This is a genomic window from Conexibacter sp. JCM 18997 (assembly GCF_055391915.1).
In genome coordinates this window covers 987,128-1,005,824 of the sequence record NZ_AP043885.1, presented here as the reverse complement: position 1 = coordinate 1,005,824, position 18,697 = coordinate 987,128, and the positions used below count along the sequence as shown (strand labels likewise).

Sequence of the window (18,697 nt, the reverse complement as noted above, 5' to 3'; positions counted from 1 at the left end):
AGGTTCTACACCCTGCTAAAAGGTGGCGCGTGCGCGTCCGCATGCTCGCCCTCGACGGCCTGCGCGGCGCTGCCTGCGCCGGCATCGTGCTGCTGCACGTGTGGATGTTCGATCACGGGGCGCCCGGAGGCGGCGGCAGCAAGTCGCTGCTGGACCTGGCGATCGGCGAGCTGCGCCTGGCGGTGCCGCTGTTCTTCGCCCTGTCGGGCTTCCTCGTCTACCGGCCCTTCGTGGCGGCCGCGCTGGACGGCCGCGGCGGACCGTCGCTGCGCACCTACGCGCTGCGCCGCGCGGCGCGCATCCTGCCCGCCTACTGGGCGGCGGTGATCGGCGCGTTCTTCCTGCTGCGCGCGATCGACCACCCGTTCCAGATCGCGCCGGCCCAGCTGCCCACGTTCCTGGCCTTCGCCCAGAACCAGGACCCCGCGACGATCAACCGCCTCGACCCGCCGCTGTGGACGCTCTCGGTCGAGGTCAGCTTCTACCTGCTGGTCCCGCTCGTCGGCCTGCTGGCGCTGCGCCTGGGCCGGGGCCGCCGCCGTCAGCTCGCCCTGGTCGGCGCGCTGGCCGCCCTGGGCGCCGCGCTGATCGCCGCCGCCGCGCTGGGCGACTGGCCGGCGACCACGACGACGTCGCTGCTGACCAACCTGACGTCGTTCGCCGCCGGGATGGGCGCGGCGGCGCTGGTCCACCGCCGGCCGCTGCGCCGCCCGGTGGCGCTCGGGCTGCTGGTCGGCGGGCTGGCGCTGATCGTCGGCGACGCGATCTGGCACGCGGCGGCGCTGGGCCCCGTCGACGCCCGCCGGATCGCTGCCGACCAGCCCGCCGCGCTCGGGTTCGGCCTGGTCATCGCCGCGCTGTGCGGCTCGACGCTGCCCGCCGGGCCGCTGGCCACCGCGCCGCTGACCACGATCGGCACGCTGTCCTTCGGCGCCTACCTGTGGCACTTCCCGGTGATCTACGCGCTGCGCGCCTGGGACCTGATGCCCGCCAACCTGGCGCTGGCCTACGCCGCCACGCTGGCCGTCACCGGCGCGCTGGCCTGGGTCAGCTGGCGCGCGCTGGAGCAGCCGTTCATCCGGCTGGCCCACCGCACCGATCAGCGGCGACGGTGGCGCTCGTCGACCTGGCGCAGCGCGGTGACCGACGAGCTGCCGGTCAGGTAAAGCTTCTGGCCGTCGGTGGTGATCGGGTCGTAGGAGCCGGTGGCGCGCTCGAAGACGACCTTGCCACCGCGCGTGCCCAGGCCGACCGTCTCGCGCTTGGACTGGTTGGCGAAGTAGACGGTGTTGCCGACCACCGTCGCGCCGCCGGAGATGTGACCGCCCGCGTCGTAGCGCCAGCGCACGTCGCCGGTGCGGGCGTCGAAGGCGTAGAAGCCGCCGTCGTAGGAGCCGACGAACACGGTCGGGCCGACCTCGGGGACGTTGTCGACCGCCGAGGACGAGTAGACGTAGCCGCCGGTCTGGTGCGCCCAGGCCAGGTCGCCGCTGTTGGCCGAGAACGAGTACACCCGCCCGTCGGTGTTGCCGATGTAGACACGCCCGAAGGCGACCGCCGGGGAGGCGTAGAAGTTGCCGGCGCTGCCGCCGCTCTCGCGCCACACGAGCTGCCCGTCGGAGGCCCGGATCGCCTGCACCTGACCGCCGTAGTTGCCGAAGTACAGCTTGCCGTCGGAGAAGGCCGGGCTGCCCTTGACCGCCCCGTTGGCCCGGTAGGTCCACAGCTGACGTCCGCTGCGCTTGTCCAGCGCGTAGACCGTGCCGTCCTCCGAGCCGAAGTACATGCGGTTGCCGATCAGCAACGGCGAGGACTCGGTGCGGCTGGGCAGCTGCTTGGTCCAGCGCACCTTGCCGTTCTTCATGTCGAGGGCCATCGCCTTGCCGCGCCCGGACCCGCGATCGCCCTCCAGCACGGTCACGTAGACGAAGCGGCCGTCGACGGCGGGCGAGCTGGCGGCCAGCGCCCCGGCCTGGTGATCCCAGCGGCGCTTGCCCGTCTTGGCGTTGATCGCCACCACCAGCCCGTCGTCGATGATCTGGTAGAGCGTGTCCTTCCAGATGACCGGGCCGAACTCGGTCAGCGCGTCGACCTGCTGGACCCAGTCCTTGCGCCACGGGCCGTCGAGCGGGCGCTGCGGCTTGAACGTGCGGGTGTGGCCGACGGTGTAGCCGTAGCGCGGCCAGTTGACGGTCTGGGGCTGCTTGGGCTTGCGCTTCGTCGGCTCGGGCGCCGGCGTCGTCTCGGTCGTCGCCGGCGGGGGCGCCTCGAAGGCGACGCCCGGGTTGGAGACGTTGCCCGGCTTCTTGAAGTGCAGCTCGTAGGCGGCGAACGCCGCGCCCGCGGCCAGGACGGCCGCGATGCCGAGCCCGATCAGCACCATTCGGTTGCGCAGGAATCGCGGCACGAGCGGTCCATCCTAGAAAGCCGGTCAGACAAGGGGGCTCAGCTACCATCGCGCCCCATGCGTGGGCTGCGGACCGCCCTGTGGACCTCGGCGGCGCTGATCGCGTGGACGCACGTCGGCTATCCGCTGGCCGCGGCCGCCACCGCATCGCGCACGCGGCGCCGCCCCGTGCCCGCGCCCGCCGACCTGCCGACCGTCACCTTGGTCATCGCCGCCCACGACGAGGCGTCGGTGATCGCCCAGCGCCTGGAGAACGCGCTCGCGCTGGACTACCCGAGCGATCGCCTGGACATCGTCCTCAGCCTCGACGGCTGCGGCGACGAGACCGCGGCGATCGCCGCCCGCTACGCCGATCGCGGCGTGCGCGTGCTCGACAACCCCCGCGCCGGCAAGACCGTGGCCCAGAACGCCGCGGTCGACGCCAGCGCATCGCAGCTGATCGCCTTCTCCGACGCCAACTCGATGTGGGCGCCGGACGCGCTGCGCCTGCTCGTGCGCCACTTCGCCGACCCCGCGGTCGGCTACGTGTGCGGCCGCCTGGCGCTGGTCGACCCCGCGACCGGGGCCAACGTCGAGGGCCAGTACTGGCGCTTCGAGCTGTGGCTGCGGGCCCAGGAGTCGCGGATGGACTCGGTCACCGCCGGCAACGGGGCGATCTACGCGGTCCGCCGCGACGCCTACGTCCACCTGACCGCCGCCCACAGCCACGACATCGCGCTGCCCTTCCGGCTGCGGCGCGCGGGCCTGCTGGCCCTGTACGACCCCGACGCCGTGGCCACCGAGTCGGCCGCGCCGACGACATCGGCCGAGTGGCAGCGCAAGGTGCGGATGCAGTCGCGCTCCTGGCATGACGTCCTGCGAGGCGGGATGCTCGATCCGCGCGGCCTGCCGCCCCGCTACGTCGTCGAGCTGCTCTCCCACCGGCTGCTGCGCTACGCCACCGGGCCGCTGCACCTCGTGGTGCTCGGCGCGGCGCTGGCGCTGGCGCCCTCGTCGCGCGCCGCGCGGCTGGTGCTGGCGCTGCACGTCGCCTGGCTGGCCCTGGCCGACGCCGGGCGCCGCGGCACCCACGGCCGGCTGCCCGCGCTGGCCTGGTACTACCTCGTCGTGACCGCCGCCTCCGCCGCCGGGCTGGAGCGGATGCTGCGCGAGGGCCCGCAGGCCACCTGGGACGCGGTGGACGGGACGCGATGAGGGGCGCCGCCTTCGACCGCACGCAGCGCCTGATCGACCTGGCGATCGCGATCCCCCTGGCCGTGGTCGTGCTGCCGCTGCTGGCCGTGATCGGCGTGGTCATCCGGCTCGACAGCCGCGGCGCCGCGCTGCTGCGCCAGACCCGCGTCGGGCGCAACGGCCGGGACTTCGAGCTGTTGAAGTTCCGCACGATGGTCGTCGGCGCGCACACGATGGGCGCCGGCTGGCTGGTGGCCGAGCGCGACCCGCGCATCACGCGCGTCGGCCACGTGCTGCGGCGCTGGTCGCTGGACGAGCTGCCCCAGCTGGTCAACGTCCTGCGGGGCGACATGAGCATCGTCGGCCCGCGCCCGACGCTGCGCTACCAGGTGGAGCAGTACACGGACTTCCAGCGCCGGCGCCTGGACGTTCGCCCGGGCATCACCGGCTGGGCCCAGGTGCAGGGCCGCAACGACCTGCCCTGGCCCGAGCGCATCGTGCTCGACGTCTGGTACGTCGACCATCGCTCGCTGCGCCTGGAGCTGACGATCCTGCTGCGAACATTCCGCGTCGTGACCACGCCGAGCGGGATCTACAACGAGGCGCGCGGCGACTGGGGCGAGAAGGTGGATCCCGCCGGCCACGCCGAGCCCGCGCGCGACGCGCCGCCGGAGACGGTCTGATGGCCTCGGTCTTCATCACGGGCTCCAACGACGGCCTCGGGCGCGACGCGGCCCGGCGGCTGGTCGACGCGGGGCACGAGGTGGTCGGCCACGCGCGCAGCCCGGCCAAGGCGGACGCGCTGCGGGCCGAGCTGCCGGGCATCGCCGACGTGCTCGTCGCGGACCTGGCCAGCATGACCCAGGTGCGGGCGCTGGCCGCCGCGGCCAACGCGCGCGGCACGTTCGACGCGGTCATCCACAACGCCGGCGTCGGCTACCTGGAGCCCCACCGCATCGAGACCGAGGACGGGCACGCCCACGTGCTGGCGGTCAACGCGCTGGCCCCGTACGTCCTGACCGCGCTGATGGCGCCCGCGGCCCGGCTGATCTACCTGAGCAGCGGCCTGCACGAGGGCGGCGACGCCGACCTGGGCGACCTGGACTGGCGCCAGCGCCCCTGGAACGGCACGCAGGCCTACTCGGACTCCAAGCTGTTCGACGCCACGCTGGCCGCGGCGGTGGCCCGGCGCCGGCCCGGCGTGCGGTCCAACGCGGTCACGCCGGGCTGGGTGGCCACGAAGATGGGCGGCCCCGAAGCGCCCGACGACTACGACGCCGCCTCGGTCACACAGGCCTGGCTGGCCGTGTCCGACGACCCCGCGGCCCAGCTCAGCGGCGCCTACCTCTACCACCAGCAGCCCCGCGACCCGCACCCCGCGGTGACCGATCCGGCCTTCCAGGACGCGCTGCTGGGCGCGTTCGCGGACCTGACCGGCGTCCCGCTGGGCTAACGCGCCGGAACGCCCTGCACGCGGGCGCCGCCGGGCACGTCCGCGACGACCACCGCGCCGGCCGCGACGAACGCGCCGTCGCCGATGCGGACGCCCTCGATCACCGTCGCGCCGATGCCGATGTGGACGTCGGCGCCCAGCACGCAGTTGCCGCCGATCACCGCGCGCGGCCCCAGATGGGCGCCCTCGCCGACCACGCAGTCGTGCTCGACGATCGCCCCGGTGTTGACGATCGCGCCGTCGTGGACGATCGCCGCGGCGTTGACCACGGCCAGCGCCAGCACCTGCGTGCCGACGCCCAGGCGCGCGTCGGGCGAGACCCAGGCGCTGGCGTGGACGACCCGCGGCAGCGTGAAGCCGAGCGCCAGCAGGCGCTCGCGGGCCCGGCGCCGCGCGTCGCGGTTGACCACGCCGCCGACGCCGACGAAGGCGTGCGTGACGCCGCTGGCCTGAAAGCCGATCAGCGCGTCCACGGCGGTCTCGATCGGGGCGCCCAGCAGCGTGCGCCCCTCCAGCAGCGGATCGTCGTCGACGATCCCGACCACGTCGAAGCGGCCGCCGCTGCGCAGGGCGTCGATCAGCGAGGTCGCATGGCCGCCGGCGCCGTAGCCGACGATCGGTAGCGCGGGCTCCGACACGCCGCGAGTCTAGACTCGCCGACCGGATGGCCACCGATTCTCCGCCCACGCCACGGGCGGCGCCGGCCACGATGGCCCGCTGGCTGCCCGCCGTAGCGACGATCGTGGGCGTCGCCGTCGTCATGTACCTGGTCTACGACCCGTGGTACCTCAACTACGACGCGCGCTACGCGCTGCTGTGGGCTCACGACCTGTGGCACGGCTTCACGCCGCAGTACGACGCCGACTACGCCCCCACGCCGCACCCGCTGCAGATGGCCGTCGGCTCGTTCGCGCTGCTGTTCGGCGACGACGCCGACCGGGTCATGGTCATCCTGGTCCTGCTGTCCTTCGGCGCGCTGGTCTGGCTGGCCTTCCGCCTGGGCGCGCAGCTGTTCGGCACCTGGGCGGGGGTCGTCACCGCGCTCGTCGTGGTCAGCCGCCCGGCGATCGAGCGCGACGCGATCCTGGCCTATCAGGACCTGCCCTTCGAGGCCCTGATCGTCGGCGCGGTGCTGCTGGAGGCCCAGAAGCCCAAGCGCGGCTACCCCGTGCTGATCGTGCTCGCCGTCGCCGGGCTGCTGAGACCCGAGGCCTGGGTGCTCTCGGTCCTCTACGTGATCTGGCTCTGGTACGGCTCGGACGCCTCACCGGCGCAGATCGCCAAGTGGGTCGGCCTGGCCGTCGCGGCCCCGCTGATCTGGCTGGGCTCGGACTGGGCCATCGCCGGCGATCCGCTGCACTCGCTGCACGGCACCGCGGACCTGGCCATCAGCAACGACCGCCGCCGCTCGCTCTCCGACGTGCCCTACTCGGGCGCCGCCTACCTGGCCTTCACGCTGCGCGAGCCGCTGATCCTCGGCGTGCCCATCGGCATGGCCTTCGCCTGGATGTTCCGCCGCCGCCAGGGCCTGCTCGTGTTCGCCGTCGTGGTGGCGATGCTCGCGGTGTTCGCCGCCGGCCCGATCTTCGGGCTTCCGCTGATCAGCCGCTACGTGCGGACGCCGGCGGTCCTGCTGGCCACGTTCTACGGCGCGGCGGTGTTCGGCTGGCTCCTGCTCAAGCACGACGACGTGTGGCGCAGGCGCTGGATGTGGATCGGCGTCTTCGCCGCGGCGCTGTCGGTGGTCTTCATCCCCTGGCAGGTCAGCATGCTGCGCGGCGTCGAGCACAACATGAGCCGCGACAAGCACCTGTACAGCGACCTGCGCGCCGCGGCGCAGGCCCCGGTCGTGCAGCGCGCGTTCGCGGCCTGCGCGCCGATCTCGACCGCCGATCACCGGCCGATCCCCTACTTCCGCTGGTGGATCGACGGGCCGCCCGGCAGCGTCGGCACCGTGCGCGGCCAGGCCAGCCCGCTGGGGCAGCTGTTCCTGCAGCCGCGGCGCACGTTCTACGCCCAGCGCTTCTACCGCGAGAACTTCCCGACCGCCCACGCGCCCAAGCGCTACCGGACGATCTACATGAACCGGTCCTACCGCATCTCCGCGTCGCCCCGGTGCGTCGCGAAGCTCAAGGCCTCAGCCTCGAGCTAGATGTCCTCCTCCGAGGCCTCGTCGTCCTCGGAGACCTTCATGAACTCGCGGTAGGCGGGGATGATCTCGTCGGGCGAGCCGTACCCGCGCATCTGCCCGCGGTCCAGCCACAGCACCTCGTCGGCCAGTCGGCGCATCGCGCGCATGCCGTGGCTGACCAGGACGATCGTGTGGGCCTCCTCGCACAGCTCGCGCATCTTGGCGAACGACTTCTGCTTGAAGTGCGCGTCCCCCACCGACAGCGCCTCGTCGATCAGGAGGATGTCGGGCTCCATGTTCACGGCGACCGAGAAGGCCAGACGGCCGTACATGCCGGCCGAGTAGGTCCGCATCGGCATGTCCATGTACTCCTCGAGCTCGGCGAACTCGACGATCTCGTCGTACTTCTCGGCCAGGTGCTCACGGCTCAGGCCCGCGGCCAGCCCGCCGAGCAGGACGTTCTGGCGGCCGGTCAGCTTGCGGTCGAACCCGACGCCCAGGGCCAGCAGCGTCGATACGCGGCCGTGGACCTCGATGGTGCCCGTCGTGGGCGGCAGGATCCCGGCCATTGCGCGCACGAGCGTCGACTTGCCGGCGCCGTTGGCCCCGATCACGCCCAGCACCGTGCCGCGCGGCACCTCGAAGGACACGTCGCGCACGGCGCGGACCTGCTTCTGGATCTTCTTGCGCCGGCGCAGGCGCGACAGCGTGCCGATCAGCGTCGGGGTGGCCTGCGTGGTCGACTGGTAGCTGATCGAGACGTTCTCGACCTTGATCGAGACCGGCCGGTTCAGCGGGCCGATCGCGGCCGGGGCCAGATCAGAGGCGGACAGCGAAATCACGCTCCCGCGACGAGAAGAACAGGAAGCCGATGGCCAGCGCCACGACGCCCCACGCGGCGCCCAGCAGGAGCCAGGTGCCGCCGGGCGTGATGCCCTGGTTGAGCGACTCGCTCCACGCGGTCAGCATCGAGCCCAAGGGGTTGGCGTACAGCAGCCACTTGAAGCCGTGCGGCACCTCGGCGGCGTACCAGAGCACCGGCGACAGGTAGAGCCACACGCGCATCAGGTAGGGCAGGAACTCCTTGATGTCGCGGAAGTAGACCTGCAGCGCGGCCATAAGCAGCGACAGCCCGGTGGCGAACACGACGATCTCGGCGAACACGACCAGCGCCCACAGCGTGTTGAGGTTGACCGGCAGGCCGCTGATCACGTGGATCACGGCGTACAGGACCATCATCGGCCCGAAGCGCAGGATCGAGACGATCACCTCGCTGAGCGGCAGCAGCGCGCGGGGGAAGGCGGTGTTGAGGATCAGCTTGCCGCCGGAGGTCACCGAACCGGCCGAGCGGCGCACCGACTCGGCGAACAGCTGGTAGGCGAAGATCCCGCCCAGCAGGTGGGCGAAGAAGCCGGGCGGGTGCTGGCCGCTGCGCAGGATGTCGACCAGCACGAAGTACACGCCGCCCAGGCAGAGCGGGCCCAGCAGCAGCCAGGCCATGCCGAACGCGGTGCCGTAGTGCTGCGCCCGCAGGCGCATCCGGGCCATCTCGATGGCGAAGTCGCGCCGGCGCCACAGCTCGGCCAGGTACGGCCCCAGCGGGGGCACCGCCGTGCGGTGCGGCTCGTAGACGTTGACCTCGGGCGTGTAGGCGTCCGCCCACCCGTCGGCGATCGCGGCGGGGTCTTCCTGCGGGGGCGGGTCGTGCTTGACCGTCTCGGTCGACATCGGTCTCTCAGGCTAGTGCCGGATCAGATGACCGGCGGGCGTCCGATGCGCGTCATGCGCCACAACGTGGACCCCTGCAGCTTGCGGGTCGGGCCGGACGGTCCGCGGATCCCGTCGCGGTAGCCGCGCAGGGCCGCGCGCAGCAGACCGCCCCGAGCGAGGCCCGGCGCCGTGCGGGCCAGGAACGAGGCGACGAACAGGACGCCGAGCGGCAGCGGCAGGTAGCGGCGGGCCAGCCACACCCGGTTGCGCGCCGCGTAGTAGGCCCATTCGGGCCGGCGGCCCGCGCCGGCGGCCAGCGGCGGGTGCAGCGCGACGATCTCGGCGGCGTAGCGGACGCGCGCGCCCGCGTCCATCACCGACCAGGCCAGCGCCACGCCCTCGTGGACGTAGCGGAAGTCCGCGGGCCAGCCGCCCACGCGCTCCAGCAGCTCGCGCCGGATGGCCACCGCGCCCTCCCACAGGGCGGCCACGTCGCTGGAGCGCGTGCGGTCGCCGACGCGCAGCCGCGGCACCCAGGTGCGGGCCGGCGCCCCGTCCCCGTCGACCTCCACGCGCAGCTGCAGCGCGCCCAGCGACGCGTCCGCGGCGAACTGCGCGGCCACCGCGGCCAGCGCGTCGGGATCGCGCAGCGTCGCGTCGTCGTCCAGGAAGAACAGCAGCTCGCCGGCCACGGCGGGCACACCGGCGTTGCGCCCGGCGGGGATGCCGACCGGCTCGGGCAGCGCCACGGCGTGGACGCCCGCGGGCAGACCGGCCGGCGTCCAGCCGTTGCCGACCACCGCCACGTCGACGGCCACGTCGGTCTGGGCCAGCAGCGACGCGACCGCCGCCCGCAGCGCCACCGGGCGGTCGCCGGCGGTCAGCACGACGCAGCCGAAGCGTGGGGTCATCGCAGGCGGCTGGAGGACAGGATCGCCACCATCCGGCCCAGGACCGTGATCACGCCGGCGGCCAGCAGCACGAAGATCAGCGCCCGGGTCGGGTCCAGGTTGCCGGCGATCTCGTCGCCGACGGCGGCGATCAGGGCCAGGAACGACAGCTCCTGGGCCACGAACACGCGGTAGAACGGCAGCTTGCCGACCAGCGAGCGCGCGAAGGCCAGCCCGGCCTGCCGCGGCGCGGCGATCTCGCGCGAGTCCTCCACCAGCGGCAGCCCGGCCTCGGCGCGGGCCACGACCACGAGCGCCGACTGGGCCATGATCAGCAGCGCGAGGATCGCCGCGCACAGCCCGAGCGTCGTGTACGTGCCGATCGAGTCCCAACCGCCGTCGGCCCGGATGCCCAGCCCGACCGGCAGCGTCGCCTCGGTCAGCCAGTGCCCCACGCGGTCGAGGTAGACGCCCGCGGGCGACTTGCGATCCAGCCAGCGGGCCAGCTCGCCGTCCGAGCAGTCCAGCGCGATCTGCAGCTGCAGCACCAGGACGGCGCCGATCACCGGCGCGATCCCGGGCAGCGTCAGCAGCGCGGCGGCGATCGGGCCCGTGGCGATCATCATCCACGTGGCCCCGTTGGGGCTGACGCGCAGGGCCAGCAGCACGCGCGTCAGGTAGGGCGACAGACGCCGCATGTACAGCCGGCCGATCCAGTGCTCGCCGCTGTTGCGGGCGAAGATCGAGGGCGGCTGCGTGACCGCGCGCAGCTCAGCGATCGAGGGATTGCGCGAACGCGTCGACACGGGCCCTCACCTCCTCCTCGTCCAGCGCCAGGTGCTCGAGGATCGTGTAGCGATCGGGCCGGGTGGACGGCGCGTGCCGCACGGCCTGGACGAACTGGTCGCGGCTCAGGCCGAGGTCCTCGGGCGTGCGCGGCAGCCCGTGGTGGCCCAGGCAGGCCGCCAGGTGGGCGCTGGTGGTGGCGTCGCCGCGCAGGAAGCTGGCGAACAGCGCGCCCAGCCCGGCCAGCTCGCCGTGCGTCGCGCTGCCGGGGAACAGGTGGTCGATCGCGTGGACGATCTCGTGGTCGGCGCCCGAGCACGGGCGGCTGGAGCCGGCCACGGCCATGGCCAGCCCGCCGAGCACGAGCGCGTCGGCCAGCGCGTACAGGAACGCGTCGTCGTCGATCGTGTCGGTGCGGTCGATCACGGCCAGCGCGCCGGTGCGGGCGAACGTCACGGCCAGGCCGTCGATCTCCTCGCCCCGCTCGCGCGCGGCCAGCTCCCAGTCGGCGATCGCCGACAGGTTGGAGACGGCGTCGCCGATCCCCGACCGGCGCATGGCCGGCTCCGAGCGGCGCACGTAGTCGAGGTCGACGACGACGGCGATCGGCATCTGCACGCCGAAGCTGAGCTTGCGCCCGCCCTCGGTCAGCGAGGCGACCGGCGAGGCCAGGCCGTCGTGGGCCAGGCTGGTGGAGACCGCGACCATCGGCAGCCCGCTGATCGACGCCGCGTACTTGGCCACGTCGATCACCCGCCCGCCGCCGATGCCGACGATCGCGTCGTAGAAGCCGGCACGCAGCCGCCGGGCCAGGTCGCTGGCCTCCTCGACCGAGCCGTCCTGCGCGTGGAGGATGTCGGCGTTGGCCAGCTGCGGGCGCAGCACCTCGGCGATCTGCTCGCCCTGGCCCGGGCCGACGACGACCGCGACGTGCCCGCCCGCGGAGATGCGCCGGTCGACCAGCAGCGGCGCCAGCGCGGCGATCGCCCCCGGGCCGATGTCGATGGCCAGCGGCGTGCCGACCATGCGGGCTAGGAGAGGCACGACGGCGCCACCTCCCGGGCGCGGGCCAGGTCGTCGTGGTTGTCGACCTCGACCCAGGCGACGTCGCCGATCGGCGCGCCCAGCACCTTGCCCCCGCGGTCGGCCAGCTCCTGGAACCCGTCCTCGTAGTACAGCTGCGGGTCGCGCTCGAAGGTGGCCTGCAGCGCGTCGGCCAGCGCGGTCGCGGCCTGCGGCTCGATCAGCGTCACGCCGATGTACTCGCCGGCCGCGAGGCCCGGGTCCATCTGCTTGGTGATCCGGGTCAGGTGGCCCGCGGGCGACAGCTGGACCTTCATCTCCTCCTCGGCCAGCGGCTTGGCCGCGTCGACGGCGATGATCAGGTCGTCGGCGCCGCGGGCGGCCAGCAGCGTGCGCTCGACCGATGCGGGATGCACGGTGTCGCCGTTGGCCATCAGCACGCCGCCGGCGAAGTGCTCGCGCGCGCACCACAGCGAGTAGGCGTTGTTCCACTCCAACGCCTTGGGATTGAACAGCAGCTCGACGCGCAGGCCGTGGTCGCGCTCCAGCGCCGGCCGCCGGTCGACCAGCACCTCGTGCTGGAAGCCGGTGACGACGACCACCTCGTCCAGCCCGACCGCCTTCATGTTGGCCAGGCCGACGTCGAGGATCGTGCGCTCGCCGTCCACCGGCAGCAGCGTCTTGGGCAGGGCGTCGGTCAGGGGCGCCAGGCGGCTGCCCCAACCGGCGGCGAGCACCATTCCGATCATGCGGCAGCGACCTCCAGGCGACGTGCGTTGACGGACTCGACGACGAGCGGCACCGCGATCGCCACCGCGAGGATGTACAGGCCGGCGGGCACCGCGTCGACGGCGACGAGGATCGCGGCGGCGACGATGCGCCCCTCCCAGCCCAGCGAGACGAAGCCGGTCCAGCGGGGCGGCGGGTCGGCCCTATAGACGAGGTCGTACTGGCGGTAGGCGCTGGCGGCGATCAGCGCGAAGGCCCCGGCCAGCGCCGCCTCCCCGCGCAGCGACACGAGCGCGAGGATCGCGCCGTACTCGACCACGCAGAGCAGCGGCCGGACCGCCCAGTGCCGGCTGCCCCCGCGCGCCAGGCGCCCGGCCAGGCCGTACAGCGCGGCGATCGTGCCCCACACGAGCAGGACGACGAACGTCGTCTGCGCCGACCAGATCGCCGCCGTAAGGGAGATCACCGCGAACCGCTCGCCGATGGGCAGGACGATGATCCGCTTCGCCCACGACAGCGGCCCGGTGTCGTAGCGCCGGGCCACGGCCAGCGCGCCGGTCTGCTCGGCATCGTGCGTCCCGGTGAACGAGAAGTCCATCGCGTGACGCGCGGTCTGCAGGCCCATCGCCGCCCCGGCCAGCAGCCAGACCGGATCGCCGGTGCGCGCGGCGCCGATGGCCAGCCCGGCGTAGACGAGGTACTCCTTGGTGCGGTCGAAGACCGCGTCCAGCCAGGCGCCCACCGCCGAGAAGGTCTGCGTGTAGCGCGCGAGCTGGCCGTCGACGCAGTCGAACAGGAACGCGGCCTGCAGCAGCACCGCGCCGGCGATCAGCCCCCAGCGCTCACCGGTGGCGAACGCGGCGGCGCTGAGCACGCCCAGGAACATCGAGAAGACCGTGACCTGGTTGGGCGTGAGGCCCCGTCGCGCCGCCCAGCGGACCACGTGGGGCGAGTACGAGCTGACGAAGAACGTCGTGAAGAAGCCGTCGTTGGCCTTGACCGCCGCGCGCAGGCGGGCGTCGTCCTCGGGCGTTGGTGGGGCGGTTCGGGGCATCGAGAGCGGCGCGCGGAGGCTACTGCCCGCGCCCGACTCGCCGACGCGGGCTACTGGCCGCCGGTGGTGGCGGCAGCCGGAGTGGAGGCCGCCGGCGGCTCGGTCACGAGCTTGACGTTGACCGGCACGGTGGTCGACGTGGTCGGCGCCGGCGTGGTCGGCGTGGTCGGATCCGGCGTGGGCGTCGGGGTGCCCGGCGAGGTGACGCTCGAGTTGACCCACTTGTTGTTCGTCGCCGCGGCGGTCTCGGCGCCGGTCTCGTCGTCGTCGGGCGCGTCGAGCGGCAGCAGCAGCTCGGTGACGACCGGCTCGGGCGGCGCGGCGGGCACGACGGGCGTCGTGGGCTCGGGCTTGTCGGCGGCGGTCCCGTCGACGGCCGCGGAGGTGGTGGTCGACGTCTTGGCCGGCGTGGTCGTCGTGCTCGTGGTCGGGGCCGGGGTGTCCTCGACGGGCGTCTGCACCGTCGGTGCCTGCTCGACCGGGTCGTCGGCGGGCGCCGGCGCAGCCGCGGGAGCCTCGGGGGCGGCCGGCGTCTCGTCCGCGGCGGGGGCGGGATCCGTCGTGGTCACGGTCGCGGTGGTCTGGACCGTCGGCGTGTCGTCGGCGGCGGGCGTCTCGGCGGCGGCCGGAGCGGGATCGGTCGCGGGCGCCTCGGCGGCGGGAGCGTCGGCGTCGGCCTCGGGAGCCTCGGGAGCCTCGGCGGCGGGAGCCTCAGCCGCGGGCGTCTCCGGGGCCTCGGCGGGCTCGTCCGCGGCGGGCGCCTGGGCGGCGGCCGGCGTCTCGACCACGGTCTTGGCCGCCTTGATCGTGGGCAGCGACTCGACGGCGGGCGCCGGCGCGGTCAGCGGCAGCGTCAGCTGGACCACGTTGCTGTTGCCATCGCCCTGGCCGAGGTCGGCGGCCTGCTGGTCGGTCGTCGTGGTCGGCACGACGTCCATCCGCAGCCGCACCGCGCGGGTCAGCGCGCCCGTGGCCTGGGTCACGTCGACGAGATCGACGCGGGCGCGCATCGCCTGGCCGGGCGTGCTCAGCTTGCGGGCGTTGGAGACCAGGTTGAGGTTCAGGTAGCGCCGCACGGCGCCGGTGTCGGCGTACTGGACGACCATCCCGACGTTGAAGCGGGGCACGTCGGCGGTCGAGTTGGCCGCGTTGTCGATCGACAGGACGCGCAGCGTGGTGCGGCGACGACCGGGGACGGTGGGCGCGGGGACGGCGCCGACCAGCGCGTCGGTCGAGGCGCTCGTGGCGGGGATCGCGGCGCCCACGGCCGTCGGGGCGGCCGGCGTGTCGTCGTCGCTGGTCGGGTCGACGGGCAGCACGGTCGTGCCCCGCTCGCCGACCGAGGGCAGGCCGCCCGAGCCGATCGGCTGCACGCCGGGCGTCTGCGGCCCGCCACCCTGGGCGCCGGTGGTGCCGGCCACGTTCGGGAGGCCGGCCGTGGCGGCCGAGCCGCCGGTGGTGATCGAGGCGCTGCCCACCGCGGCGGTCGCGGAGGACTGCGGGAAGCGGTTCAGCGTGGCGACGGTGGCCGAGTCGCCGGCGTCGGCGATCGTCAGCTTGCGGACCGGATCGCGGTCACCGGCCTGGGCGAACGGCCCGGTTCCGAGGGAGGCGGTCAGCGCCAGTCCGAGGGCGATCGCGGCGAGACACAGCGTGATGCAAGCTGGTACGCCGAACTTCAGCCCCCTGCGCAGAGGTTCGTCCACACCCGCGATATCGGCAGGTGTGGGTCAGAACTTGAGCGCCTTATCGCCGGTCGCGAAAGTGGCGCCACAACGCTGGGTCGAAGTGCTCGATCGTGCGCGTGAGCTCGTCCACCTCGGGGTCCAGCACCGCGTGCAGCGAGGCCAGCAGCTCGGCGTCCAGGTGCTTTGTTATGACCACCCGCTCGCGCCGGCGCCAGCGCTTGGGCGCGTTCGCGCGCCACCGGTCCGACAGGCGATCGGGCAGCCCCACGGCGCGCCGGCCGCGCACCGTCAGGCTCATGCGGTCGCCCCCGCGCGTGGCTCGCTTGAGCACCCGCTCGGGCACCGCGTCCTCCGACAGCCCGAGGAAGCGCATGGTCCGCCGGTACTCCCCCACGACGTCGGTGCGGCAGCGCTCGTACTGGAGCACGAGCACCTGCGCGGGATCGACGAACCGATGCAGCGCGCGCAGGTGCGTGGCGTAGCGCCCGCGGTTGAGCACGTCGGTCATCAGCACCGCCTCGTCGCGGTCGCGGACCTCGTGCTGGCGTTGGCGCAGCGTCAGCAGGTAACGCTGGATCGGGTCGCGCAGCATGACCAGGAGCTTGGCCTGCGGCGCCGCGCGGACCAGCAGCGGCGGCGTCCAGGGATCGGCCAGGTAGCGCGGGCCGAACTCGCCCGAGATCGTGCCCGCGGGCTTGGCGAATCGCTCGTGGTAGCGGGCGATGTCCGCGTCGGTCATCTCGCGGGCGCAGTACTCCAGGAAGAAGCCCGCGCCGTCGGGGCCGTCGGCCGGCGCCACCACATCGGGGTGGTGCAGGATCAGCGCGTGCCAGCCGTAGCCGCCGGCCAGCTGCGCGCCCAGACCGATGAAGTCCGGCGGACCGGTGCGCGTCGGCCCGGTGTGGCGCGAGGGCGGCGGTGCGTCAGGCGAGAATTCCATCGTCCTCGGGCAGGTCCTGGAAGTTCGGCCACAGGCCAGGGTCGAAGTCGGGCACGAGCTCGCCGAGCGCGCGCACCTCTGGTCCGAGCGTGGCCCGCAGGGCGACGAGCAGGTCCGGCCAGATCGGGGTCTTGCCCGCCTCCATCGTCGTGCCGCGCCGGCGCTCCAGCTCGGCGGGCCGGTGGTCGTCGAGGCCGAGGAAGTCCAGCGTGCGCCGGTACTGGCCCAGCGGGTCGGCGCGACAGCGCTCGTACTGGAGCACGAGCATCCGCTCGGGCGCGAACACGCGGTGCACGGTGCGCAGCTGGGAGGCGTAGCGGCCGCGCTCGATCGCCTCGCGCGCGCCGACCTCGGGCCGGTGGTCGGGCCGGCGCGTGGCCCGGTGGACCTGGCCGGAGCGGAAGCGCTCGATCGGATCGCGCAGCAGCACGAGCAGCTTGGCCTCCGGCGCGGCCCGGCGCAGGAGCGGCAGCGCCCAGGCGTCGGCCATGTACCGCGGGGTCCACTCGCCCGCCAGCTGGCCCGGCTCGCGCTCGAACTGCGCGTGGTAGCGGGGGATCTCGGCGTCGGGCATCGGCACGGCGCTGTAGGGCAGGAAGAACTGCAGCTCCTTGCGGCCGTCCCGCGGCGCGCGCACCTGCGGATGGTCGAGCAGCAGATCGAACCACCAGGTGGTTCCGCAGCGCTGGGCGCCGATGCCGATGAAGTCGGGCGGTCCGGTCCGCACCGTCGAGGTCCCTGACACGAGTCGGGCACCCTAACGCAGCTTTTATATCGGTTTGTAATATAGTTCCTGAATATGTCCTCCGCCCTGCTCACCGATCGCGCCGCCGCCATCGACGAGATCGCGGCGAACCTGCTCCCCCGCGCATCGCAGCTGACCCGCCTGCTGCTGAGCGTGGGCAGCCGTGAGCTGACGCGGGCCGAGGGTGGCGTGCTGAGCACGCTCAACGCCGGGCCCCAGCGCATCACCGACCTGGCCACCACCGAGGTGCTCGCGCAGCCGACCGTCACCCAGCTCGTCGACCGCCTCCAGCGCCGGGGCCTGGTGCAGCGCGCCCGGGACGCCAGCGACGGCCGCGTCGTGCTCGTCTCGATCACCGACGCCGGACGCGCCGCGCTGGAGCAGATGCGCGACGACTACCGCGTGGTGCTGCGCGCCGCCGCCGGCGACCTGCCGGACGCCGAGGTGGCCGCGCTGGTCACGGCCACGGAGGCGCTCGTGCACCTGATCGACGCGGTCCACGGGTCGCGACCGTGACGCGCACGCCCCGCTCCCCCGAGCTGCTCACCGGCGTCCTGGTCTTCGTCACCACCGTCGCGGCGGTGGTCAGCTCGCTGGGCGCGCCGCTGATCCCGTCGATCTCGAGCGACCTGCACATCCCCTTGAGCACCGCCCAGTGGTCGCTGACCGCGGCGCTGCTCACCGGCGCCGTCAGCGCGCCGATCATGGGACGGCTCGGCGACGGCCCGCACCGGCGGGCCACGCTGATCGGCGGCCTGTCGATCGTCGCGCTGGGCGGCGCGTTGTCGGCGCTGGCCACCGCGCTGCCGCTGCTCGTCGTCGGGCGGGCGATGCAGGGCGTCGGTCTGGGCCTGGTGCCGCTGACGATGGCCGCCGCCCGCGACCACCTGCCCCGCGAACGGGTCGCCCCCGCGATCGCGCTGCTCTCGGTCGCGGCCGCCGCCGGCGTCGGCCTCGGCTATCCGCTCAGCGGGCTGATCGCCGACGGGTTCGGCCTGTCGGCCGCCTACTGGTTCGGTGCGCTGGTCGGCGCCGTCGCGCTGCTGGCCACGCTCGCGGTCGTCCCCCGCAGCAGCAGCACGACGACCGCCTCGCTCGACATCGCCGGCGCGCTCCTGCTCGGCGCCGCCCTGATCGCGCTGCTGCTGGGCATCGCCGAGGGCAAGACGTGGGGCTGGTCCTCGCCCGAGATCATCGCCCTGTTCGTCGGCGCGCTCGTCCTGTTCGCGGTGTGGACCCGCCATCAGCTGCGCACCAGCGCGCCGCTGGTCGAGCTGCGCCTGCTGCGCCATCCCGCGGTCCTGACCAGCGACGCCTGCGCGATCGTCCTCGGCGTCGCGATGTACATCTACCTCTCGCTCGTCACCGAGTTCGTGCAGACGCCCGCGGTCACGGGCTACGGCTTCGGGGCCTCGGTCGTCGTCGCCGGCCTCTGCCTGGTGCCGTTCTCGGTCTTCAGCGTCGCGGCCACGCGGCTGCTGCCCTGGTTGAACCGCACGGTCGGCGAGCGCGCGATCCTCCCGCTCGGCTGCCTGGTCGTCGCGTTCGCCGGCGTGTTCTTCGCGCTGGCCCACGACGCGCTCTGGCAGGCGTTCGCGACGATGGCGATCATCGGCGTCGGGCTGGGCACCACCTTCGCCGTGATCCCCGGCCTGATCGTCCGCTCCGTGCCCGAGGACGAGACGGGCAGCGCGATGGGCTTCTACCAGGTGGTCCGCTACGTCGGCTTCTCGCTGGGCAGCGCGCTGGCGGCCTCGCTGCTGGCCGCGCACACCGCTCCCGGCGAGCACCTGCCCGACATCTCCGGCTACACGCAGGCCCTGTGGATCGCCGTCGGCGTCTGCGTCGCCGCCGGTCTGCTGGCCTGGTTCCTGCCCGAGCGCGGCGCTCGGCGAACCAGCAGCCGCCTGGGCGAAGAGGACGCCGAGCTGGGTGCCGCCGGCCTGGTGGGCATCGAGCGCCCGTAGC

General features: G+C 73.7%; 19 protein-coding genes. 7 read left to right on the top strand and 12 right to left on the bottom strand.

The genetic code is table 11. The features are described from left to right. Positions 1–29 precede the first annotated feature (29 nt). Positions 30–1,166, top strand: a complete 1,137-nt coding sequence (locus tag ACZ5UI_RS05295) for an acyltransferase family protein (RefSeq protein ID WP_464194963.1) — start codon at positions 30–32, stop codon at positions 1,164–1,166. Here ACZ5UI_RS05295 and ACZ5UI_RS05290 read toward each other — a convergent pair. After that, entirely contained in the window at positions 1,100–2,407 is a 1,308-nt protein-coding gene (locus ACZ5UI_RS05290; RefSeq protein WP_464194961.1) for a PQQ-like beta-propeller repeat protein, read from the bottom strand. The genes ACZ5UI_RS05295 and ACZ5UI_RS05290 overlap by 67 nt on opposite strands. A 57-nt stretch (positions 2,408–2,464) precedes the next feature. Here ACZ5UI_RS05290 and ACZ5UI_RS05285 point away from each other — a divergent pair, with 57 nt between their 5' ends. From ACZ5UI_RS05285 to ACZ5UI_RS05275, 3 genes are read left to right on the top strand one after another with little or no spacing between them, the layout of a single operon-like run. After that, positions 2,465–3,601, top strand: coding sequence for a glycosyltransferase family 2 protein (locus ACZ5UI_RS05285; protein WP_464194959.1), 1,137 nt, complete (start codon positions 2,465–2,467; stop codon positions 3,599–3,601). Further along, a complete protein-coding gene (locus tag ACZ5UI_RS05280; RefSeq protein ID WP_464194957.1) occupies positions 3,598–4,263 on the top strand; it encodes a sugar transferase in 666 nt (221 codons plus the stop codon). Before ACZ5UI_RS05285 ends, ACZ5UI_RS05280 begins: the two co-directional genes overlap by 4 nt. Then, positions 4,263–5,033: an SDR family NAD(P)-dependent oxidoreductase gene (locus tag ACZ5UI_RS05275; RefSeq protein ID WP_464194955.1), complete on the top strand. Its 771-nt coding sequence runs from the start codon at positions 4,263–4,265 to the stop codon at positions 5,031–5,033. The genes ACZ5UI_RS05280 and ACZ5UI_RS05275 overlap by 1 nt, the downstream gene beginning before the upstream one ends. On the opposite strand, the gene ACZ5UI_RS05270 is transcribed toward ACZ5UI_RS05275, so the two are convergent. After that, positions 5,030–5,671, bottom strand: coding sequence for a NeuD/PglB/VioB family sugar acetyltransferase (locus ACZ5UI_RS05270; RefSeq protein WP_464194953.1), 642 nt, complete (start codon positions 5,669–5,671; stop codon positions 5,030–5,032). The genes ACZ5UI_RS05275 and ACZ5UI_RS05270 overlap by 4 nt on opposite strands. Before the next feature lie 26 nt (positions 5,672–5,697). Here ACZ5UI_RS05270 and ACZ5UI_RS05265 point away from each other — a divergent pair, with 26 nt between their 5' ends. After that, positions 5,698–7,185 carry a hypothetical protein gene (locus tag ACZ5UI_RS05265; protein ID WP_464194951.1) on the top strand — a complete coding sequence of 496 codons (1,488 nt, stop codon included), beginning with the start codon at positions 5,698–5,700 and terminating at the stop codon, positions 7,183–7,185. On the opposite strand, the gene ACZ5UI_RS05260 is transcribed toward ACZ5UI_RS05265, so the two are convergent. The 10 genes from ACZ5UI_RS05260 to ACZ5UI_RS05215 are packed head-to-tail and all read right to left on the bottom strand — an operon-like array spanning position 7,182 to position 16,729. Then, positions 7,182–8,006 carry an ABC transporter ATP-binding protein gene (locus tag ACZ5UI_RS05260; RefSeq protein WP_464194949.1) on the bottom strand — a complete coding sequence of 275 codons (825 nt, stop codon included), beginning with the start codon at positions 8,004–8,006 and terminating at the stop codon, positions 7,182–7,184. The two genes, ACZ5UI_RS05265 and ACZ5UI_RS05260, sit on opposite strands and share 4 nt — an antisense overlap. Beyond that, positions 7,984–8,892, bottom strand: coding sequence for an ABC transporter permease (locus ACZ5UI_RS05255; RefSeq protein WP_464194946.1), 909 nt, complete (start codon positions 8,890–8,892; stop codon positions 7,984–7,986). The genes ACZ5UI_RS05260 and ACZ5UI_RS05255 overlap by 23 nt, the downstream gene beginning before the upstream one ends. 23 nt (positions 8,893–8,915) lie before the next feature. Then, positions 8,916–9,785, bottom strand: a complete 870-nt coding sequence (locus ACZ5UI_RS05250) for a glycosyltransferase family 2 protein (protein WP_464194944.1) — start codon at positions 9,783–9,785, stop codon at positions 8,916–8,918. After that, on the bottom strand, positions 9,782–10,570 hold the full coding sequence (locus ACZ5UI_RS05245) for a CDP-alcohol phosphatidyltransferase family protein (protein ID WP_464194942.1): 789 nt from the start codon (positions 10,568–10,570) through the stop codon (positions 9,782–9,784). Before ACZ5UI_RS05245 ends, ACZ5UI_RS05250 begins: the two co-directional genes overlap by 4 nt. Next, on the bottom strand, positions 10,536–11,594 hold the full coding sequence (locus ACZ5UI_RS05240; protein WP_464194940.1) for an iron-containing alcohol dehydrogenase family protein: 1,059 nt from the start codon (positions 11,592–11,594) through the stop codon (positions 10,536–10,538). The genes ACZ5UI_RS05245 and ACZ5UI_RS05240 overlap by 35 nt, the downstream gene beginning before the upstream one ends. Further along, complete coding sequence (locus ACZ5UI_RS05235; RefSeq protein WP_464194938.1) at positions 11,582–12,322, bottom strand: phosphocholine cytidylyltransferase family protein; 741 nt, start codon at positions 12,320–12,322, stop codon at positions 11,582–11,584. Before ACZ5UI_RS05235 ends, ACZ5UI_RS05240 begins: the two co-directional genes overlap by 13 nt. Further along, on the bottom strand, positions 12,319–13,356 hold the full coding sequence (locus ACZ5UI_RS05230) for a DUF5941 domain-containing protein (RefSeq protein WP_464194936.1): 1,038 nt from the start codon (positions 13,354–13,356) through the stop codon (positions 12,319–12,321). The genes ACZ5UI_RS05235 and ACZ5UI_RS05230 overlap by 4 nt, the downstream gene beginning before the upstream one ends. 50 nt (positions 13,357–13,406) lie before the next feature. Continuing rightward, the gene (locus ACZ5UI_RS05225; protein ID WP_464194934.1) at positions 13,407–15,062 is read right to left on the bottom strand and encodes a hypothetical protein; all 1,656 of its coding nucleotides are present in this window, start codon (positions 15,060–15,062) and stop codon (positions 13,407–13,409) included. A 40-nt stretch (positions 15,063–15,102) separates the two neighbouring features. Then, the gene (locus tag ACZ5UI_RS05220) at positions 15,103–15,984 is read right to left on the bottom strand and encodes a sulfotransferase (protein ID WP_464194932.1); all 882 of its coding nucleotides are present in this window, start codon (positions 15,982–15,984) and stop codon (positions 15,103–15,105) included. Beyond that, the gene (locus ACZ5UI_RS05215; protein WP_464194930.1) at positions 15,968–16,729 is read right to left on the bottom strand and encodes a sulfotransferase family protein; all 762 of its coding nucleotides are present in this window, start codon (positions 16,727–16,729) and stop codon (positions 15,968–15,970) included. The genes ACZ5UI_RS05220 and ACZ5UI_RS05215 overlap by 17 nt, the downstream gene beginning before the upstream one ends. 54 nt (positions 16,730–16,783) lie before the next feature. Between ACZ5UI_RS05215 and ACZ5UI_RS05210 the strand changes: the two genes are divergently transcribed. Then, complete coding sequence (locus ACZ5UI_RS05210) at positions 16,784–17,245, top strand: MarR family winged helix-turn-helix transcriptional regulator (protein WP_464194928.1); 462 nt, start codon at positions 16,784–16,786, stop codon at positions 17,243–17,245. Then, on the top strand, positions 17,242–18,696 hold the full coding sequence (locus ACZ5UI_RS05205) for an MFS transporter (RefSeq protein ID WP_464194926.1): 1,455 nt from the start codon (positions 17,242–17,244) through the stop codon (positions 18,694–18,696). The genes ACZ5UI_RS05210 and ACZ5UI_RS05205 overlap by 4 nt, the downstream gene beginning before the upstream one ends. Position 18,697 lies beyond the last annotated feature (1 nt).

Bases quoted from the DNA above. Each gene is read 5' to 3' on its own strand.
- ACZ5UI_RS05275 (WP_464194955.1), top strand. From the start codon at position 4,263: ATGGCCTCGGTCTTCATCACGGGCTCCAACGACGGCCTCGGGCGCGAC.
- ACZ5UI_RS05235 (WP_464194938.1), bottom strand. From the start codon at position 12,322: ATGATCGGAATGGTGCTCGCCGCCGGTTGGGGCAGCCGCCTGGCGCCC.
- ACZ5UI_RS05220 (WP_464194932.1), bottom strand. From the start codon at position 15,984: ATGGAATTCTCGCCTGACGCACCGCCGCCCTCGCGCCACACCGGGCCG.
- ACZ5UI_RS05280 (WP_464194957.1), top strand. From the start codon at position 3,598: ATGAGGGGCGCCGCCTTCGACCGCACGCAGCGCCTGATCGACCTGGCG.
- ACZ5UI_RS05250 (WP_464194944.1), bottom strand. From the start codon at position 9,785: ATGACCCCACGCTTCGGCTGCGTCGTGCTGACCGCCGGCGACCGCCCG.
- ACZ5UI_RS05285 (WP_464194959.1), top strand. From the start codon at position 2,465: ATGCGTGGGCTGCGGACCGCCCTGTGGACCTCGGCGGCGCTGATCGCG.
- ACZ5UI_RS05230 (WP_464194936.1), bottom strand. From the start codon at position 13,356: ATGCCCCGAACCGCCCCACCAACGCCCGAGGACGACGCCCGCCTGCGC.
- ACZ5UI_RS05265 (WP_464194951.1), top strand. From the start codon at position 5,698: ATGGCCACCGATTCTCCGCCCACGCCACGGGCGGCGCCGGCCACGATG.
- ACZ5UI_RS05210 (WP_464194928.1), top strand. From the start codon at position 16,784: ATGTCCTCCGCCCTGCTCACCGATCGCGCCGCCGCCATCGACGAGATC.
- ACZ5UI_RS05255 (WP_464194946.1), bottom strand. From the start codon at position 8,892: ATGTCGACCGAGACGGTCAAGCACGACCCGCCCCCGCAGGAAGACCCC.